This is a genomic window from Marivirga sp. (genome assembly GCF_024636815.1).
GTDB lineage: Bacteria > Bacteroidota > Bacteroidia > Cytophagales > Cyclobacteriaceae > Marivirga.
The window spans coordinates 1-6,116 of record NZ_JAGXGF010000091.1; the positions used below are offsets into that span (position 1 = coordinate 1).

Annotated in this window: 4 protein-coding genes and 1 pseudogene; all 5 read left to right on the forward strand. The window is 36.7% G+C overall.

Going from position 1 to position 6,116, the window contains the following annotated elements; all coding sequences use genetic code 11:
• A pseudogene (locus Q0L29_RS06785) lies at positions 1–290 on the forward strand (transketolase); the annotation flags it as partial.
• A 53-nt stretch (positions 291–343) separates the two neighbouring features.
• Complete coding sequence (locus Q0L29_RS06790) at positions 344–862, forward strand: hypothetical protein (protein ID WP_296620190.1); 519 nt, start codon at positions 344–346, stop codon at positions 860–862.
• Positions 863–1,118: 256 nt separating this feature from the next.
• Complete coding sequence (locus tag Q0L29_RS06795; RefSeq protein WP_296620192.1) at positions 1,119–2,144, forward strand: transporter; 1,026 nt, start codon at positions 1,119–1,121, stop codon at positions 2,142–2,144.
• Positions 2,145–2,151: 7 nt separating this feature from the next.
• The gene (locus Q0L29_RS06800; protein ID WP_296620194.1) at positions 2,152–3,693 is read left to right on the forward strand and encodes a phosphatase PAP2 family protein; all 1,542 of its coding nucleotides are present in this window, start codon (positions 2,152–2,154) and stop codon (positions 3,691–3,693) included.
• A 96-nt stretch (positions 3,694–3,789) separates the two neighbouring features.
• Positions 3,790–5,955: a TonB-dependent receptor gene (locus tag Q0L29_RS06805; RefSeq protein WP_296620195.1), complete on the forward strand. Its 2,166-nt coding sequence runs from the start codon at positions 3,790–3,792 to the stop codon at positions 5,953–5,955.
• Positions 5,956–6,116 lie beyond the last annotated feature (161 nt).

Genomic DNA, 6,116 nt, shown 5'->3' on the forward strand with positions numbered 1-6,116 from the left:
ATATAGCTCACAGCATTGTAGAATCTGTAAAGAAAACAAATCGTGTGGTTTTTGCTGATGAGGATGTTCCAGGTGGTGCTACTGGTTTTATGATGCAGAAAGTATTGGAAGAGCAAAAAGCTTATAAATACTTAGACGCACAACCTATTACAATTTCTTCAAACGAGCACAGACCTGCTTATGCTTCAGATGGAGATTATTTCAGTAAACCACAAATAGAGGATGTTTTTGAAAGAGTTTATGCAATGATGCATGAATTTGATCCTAAGAAGTTTCCTGTTTTATATTGATTGATATTTGATTTTTAAACTCTTTTCAATAGATTTATATAAACTTGTATCTATTGAAAAGAGTTTTATCCATATTTTTTATTTTACTAATATCCACACAATGGATTTTTGGCTTAATTACAATTAAGCTAGTGGAAGAAATTTGGGTAGATCAAAAGATCTCCGAACATAAACACGCATTATCTAATAGGATATCATCTGAATTAGGTGTTTCAGATGATATCAGTTTTGAAGAAGTCAATCCTTCCCAATACTTAAGGCTTGGATATGGAGCTCCTTTTGTAGTTTCTCACGAAGTTAGTGGCGAAGAACGTCATTTTAAGATTTCACAAGATGAAGTTACTCCTGAATATCAATTCATGAAAATTAGACTCAGTGATTTCAATAAAGAAAGCACTAAAAAAATTGGTTATATAATTTCTCATATATTTTTAACCTATGTTGAATCTCAAGAAAGTTTCAATTTTATTTCTTATAACTTTCCAGATCAACTGAATCAAGTTTATTTTGAAAATTTTAACCCGAATTTTTCATTCGATATCCCTACTCCACCACCTCAATTTTTCATCTAATTCTGTATAATCTTTTTATTTATCAATTCCTTAGCTCATTCTATTGAGGTGAATAAGAAGAATATTTTCAAAAAATTATTGTGTACGTTTTCCAAATATAATTTCTATTTGAAAAATTAAGGCATGATTTTCAGAGAGTTTCTTATTTAAATACTAATGTGTATAAATAAGTGATTAGTATTTGCGCCTTTCTATAGATTGAAGAGGAAGCATGCACAATGATTTTATTTTCTAAAGAAATAATTGCTGAATTACCATGAAAAAATATATACTATTGATGCCAAGTAGGCATCAAATAAATTTACAAAAATTGTTATTGTCAACAATTAATTATTGTGGACCACTTACAAAAATATCTCCGAATAAATCTATTTATCTATTCATAATTGGTTTGTTTATTTCTACTCGATTACAAGCGCAAACGCCAAGCGATGCACTGATGATGAAATCTAACCAATTGTGTATTTTATTAGATTATAACTATTCGAGTTTTGATCATTATTGGGAAGGTGAGTTGAGGCGAAATAATGAAACTATTGCAATGGTTAAGCGAAATAGTGTTATGCCAATGGTTGCTATTGGTATTTTTGATGACCTCAATTTTTATGCAGGAGTTCCTTATATAAAAACAGAATCCACAGAACCCAATGGAGGGAAATTTGCTGGGGCAAGCGGTTTTCAGGATTTGAGCATTGCCCTCAAATATAGATGGCTAAATAAACAATTTGAAAAAGGAGAACTATCAGGTCTTGCAACTATTGGTTTTTCGACCCCGATTACAAACTATTTACCTGATTATATGCCCTATAGTATTGGTTCTGGCGCTCCAGAATTGTCTTATCGAGCTATAGTGGAATACAAAAATATCAAGGACTGGTATTTTCGTGGTGCTGGTACTTACTTATGGAGAGGTTATGCAGAAGCAGAAAGAGACTACTACTACAATAATGGAAGTTACTATACTCCATGGATGGATGTTCCTAATGCTTTTTCCACGGAGTTTGTGGTTGGCAAATGGTTATTTTCCAAATCTTTACAAATTCAAGTGAGCTACTTTGGGTCTAAATCATTAAGTGGTGATGATATTCGACCGTACAATCCAGCTCAACCAACTAATAAGGTTAATATAGATCGAATTGGTATATTCTCACACTACTTTTTCGCAAATGTTACAGGTCTGGGAATAGTGGTATATCATAATAGAATTGTTGCAGGGAGAAATGCGCCTCACATGAATACAACAGGCATGGGATTAACTTACTATTTTAACTACCGAAAATAATTTAGAGATGAAAAATAAAAATATAAAACTCATATATAGCCTTTTCGCTTTGCTTTTTCTTTCCTCATGTGAAAAAGAGTTACCGACTTATTTTAATTTTGAGGGATATGAATTCGCTTCCAGTGAACCTGATGGAGGTACATGGACACCAATTCTAATAAATAGTGGTGATGAAATTAATATTCCGGCACCTGAACCAGCTAATTCAGCCTCATACCTTCAAGAGATAGAGGATTTAAAAGTAGAAATGGCGCAGATGTCTGAAGCAGATGCAAGTGCAGTCACATATTGGACGCAAAATCCAATCATCAGATGGAATGAAATAGCGTTGGAACTTATTGCAAAGTACAACCTTATTCCGGGTCCCAATGATGATGGTTCTTACACACTTCCTAATCCCTCAAACCCAAATGGGTCTCCTGCATTTCCATTTGCGCATCCACCCTATGCAGTACGTGCACTCGCTTATTTGTCAGTAGCACAGTTTGATGGATTAATATCAGCATGGCATCACAAACTTGCTTTTAACCGATCAGCACCTTTTATTGAGGATGAAAGTATCCAACCTGCCTACTCGGACAATGTGAATCTTTCCTATCCTTCTGACGGTGCAGTCTTAGCGTCAGTGTCGAGACGAATTTTAACACAAATGTTTCCTTTAGAGGCAGAATACCTTGCGGAAAGAGAAGAGGAACATTTGAGGAGTCTGTTGCTCTCGGGAGCAAACGTACAAAGCGATATTGATGCTGGTATGCTTATTGGCGATGCCATTTCTTCAATAGCCTTAGCCAGAGCAGCTAATGATGGAATGAAAAATGCACAAGCACCTAAAGCTGTATCTGACTCGCTCGCAGAGGCAGCACAAAATAGTTTTGGCTGGAAATGGGTCAATGTAGAAATTCCTAAACGTCCAGTCGGTTTAACCCCACTTTTTAGTCAGGTACAAATGTGGAGCGTAGATAATGTAGAACTAACGCGCCCAATACCTCCTCCAGCAATAGGTTCGGCTGAATATGAAAAAGACGTAGCCATTCTTCAAGATCATGCTGATAATATAACAGAGGAAAAGAGGAGAATTGTTAACTTTTGGCAAGATGGCTTGGGTACTTATACCCCACCTGGGCATTGGAATGAATTTGCAAAAGAATTTATTGTAAAGTATAGACTTAATCCTTTAAGGTCTGCACGAACATTTGCTTATCTTAATATGGCAATGATGGATGGTGGTATCAGCTGTTGGGATGCTAAGTATTATTACCATTATCCTCGCCCAATTCAAGTTATTGAAGGTTTTAAAACCATTGCAGGCACACCGAATTTTCCTGCTTATACTTCTGGTCATAGTGTTTTTTCTGCAGCTGGAGCTGAAGTGCTTGCCTATATCTTTCCGCAGGAAGCTAGCTTAGTAAGGGGATGGGCACTAGAAGCAGCTATCTCAAGAGTATATGGTGGTATTCACTGGTCTTTTGATGCAACTGTTGGGACAGATCAAGGAATAGATGTTGCCCAATACACTATTAGTACTGCACAAAATGATGGTGCAGATTAGCACATTGTTTATTCAAAAGCATTAAAAATAATACAAGCATCGCTCACTTGAACCTAAAGCAAAGGTGGGCGATGCTTACAAATAAAAATTAACAAAATGATGAAAAAAATTATAAGTCTTTTCATTGCCTCAATAATATTTTCTATCAGTGCTTTTTCTCAAAAAGTGATATCAGGAAAAGTGGTTGATAAAATTGATACTCAACCTTTGATAGGAGCATTAATTCTAGTTCAATCAAGTGGAAATGCAACTACAACAGACGAACAGGGGTATTTTGAATTGGAAACTGAATCTGGTAATGATTTACTTACCATCAAATATTTGGGTTATGAAAAAAGAAGTATTGATGTGAACGCAAACACTTCCGATATAGGAATTATTGAAATGGATCGAGCAAAGACAACACTTAATGAAGTCGTTGTTAGTGCATCACCTCATAATTATAAAAGTACATTCAAGGGAAGTAATTTTAGGCTGAGTCCTGTTACCTTGAAAAATATTAACCCAATAAGTACGGAAGAGGTGTTAAGGAATGTGCCGGGAGTGAATATTATTGGTGACATGGGATTGTCCAATCGTCCGAATATTAGTATAAGAGGTTCTTGGGGAAGGCGATCGAAGAAAGTGCTGTTGATGGAAGATGGCACACCTTCTGCACCTGCTCCCTATATTGCACCAGGAGCATACTACAACCCAGTAAGTGATCGACTCACTTCCATTGAGGTGTACAAGGGAGCGGATATGCTGCGCTTTGGACCTAATAATATGTATGGTGCAGTAAATTATATCACTGCATTGCCTCCACAAAAACCAGAATTAAGAGTCAAGCTTGTAGGTGGTCAGCGAAACTATCAAACAGGACTTTTATCCTATGGTGGTACTTGGAATAACCTTGGCGCTTTGGTTGAAGGTGTTTACAAGAAGTTTGATGGATTTACCGACAATTCTTCCGTTGAACTTTTAAACTTGAACGCCAAGATATTTGCCAAACTTTCTGAAAATCAATCACTCTACTTTAAGGTGAGTGCTCAGTCGGAAGACAATCAAGCTTCTTTGAGTTCTCAAACTCCTTTTACCTTTGATACTGACCCTACTCAAAATCCACTTGACGCAGATCAATTTACAATGAGGCGTTATGGCGTGGACATTATCCATAAGTGGCTACCAAAAAGTAATTTAAGTTTTACTTCTAAAATTTATGCGTCAGATTTTGAACGGGATTGGTGGCGACAGGTAACTGCTAAAGTCAAAGCGTCAGAGGTACAGGCTTATCTTGGAGAAACAATTCTAAACAATCGCTACAGTTACTTAAATAGGGAAGTCTTTGGCGAGGAAGATTATGTTATTGTTGGTAGAGTACAAGACGGTCGTGAAAGTACCACCGATAGCCGTTGGACTTACACCGTATCAGGCTTCAAGGAGACTTTAGACTACGATTGGGGAGCTTTCGGTGAAAAACAATATTTGGAAGTAGGATTTAACTTTCACCGTGAAACATTCAAAGACCGTTTTTTAGTTGCTGATAGTAGCCGATGGGCAAGAAGCGGTAGAACCACTAACGATTTATGGTATCGCCTCTGGTCTGCTAATGGGTATATTCGAAATGAATTCAATGTAGGGAAATTCGGTGTTACACCTATCGTGCGGATTGAACATGTGAATATGTATAGACAAGATTTGCTGTCACTTGCTCAAAATCCAAGCACCAGTGGCACTGAGGAGGGTAGAGAACCAAATGTTTATACGCAGTTTCTACCTGGTGTTACGGTTGATTATCGCATCAAAAATGGCGAATTCTATGGAAGCTTCTATCAAGGAATGATCGCCCCGTCTAAGGTCTTTGGTTTTTTGGTAGAACAAGATGGTATTGTGACTAATCCGCTTGCAGGACAAAGCATCAATATTGATCCTGAATTAAGTTGGAACAGAGAAATCGGTTGGAGAGGGACGATATGGAAACAGCGCATTGACGGTCAATTAACTTACTTTAATAATACAAGTCGCAATTTTTATGCAGGAGGGCGGAATGAAGTATTTGAAGAATTGGGGAAAATCAATGTACAAGGTTTAGAAGTGGCTATTGGTGCAGAAATCTTCAAGATAAACCAGCACAATTTTCGTGTTTTTGGAAATATCAACGTGATGCAATCAAAGGTGTTAGACGGAAAATTAGTGGATAAAGATCTTTTTTCTCAAGTCATTCATAGCAACAGCACCCAAAACGAATATATTGAAAAAGTCAATACGAAAAGTATTAGATAGCTGCTCAACACAACAATAATTTGACAACAACAACTAAGCACCACCAGAAAAACCATTCTCAGAACAATATGACATTGTAGTTTCATTCTAGTCAGTCCAAAAGAGGAGCAGGTAAATTGATTTGTCATTGTTGGTAATTTGATGTTTAATTATACCAATTG

Coding starts and splice junctions, on each gene's coding strand:
- Q0L29_RS06795 (WP_296620192.1), top strand. CDS start 1,119: ATGAAAAAATATATACTATTGATGCCAAGTAGGCATCAAATAAATTTA.
- Q0L29_RS06805 (WP_296620195.1), top strand. CDS start 3,790: ATGATGAAAAAAATTATAAGTCTTTTCATTGCCTCAATAATATTTTCT.
- Q0L29_RS06800 (WP_296620194.1), top strand. CDS start 2,152: ATGAAAAATAAAAATATAAAACTCATATATAGCCTTTTCGCTTTGCTT.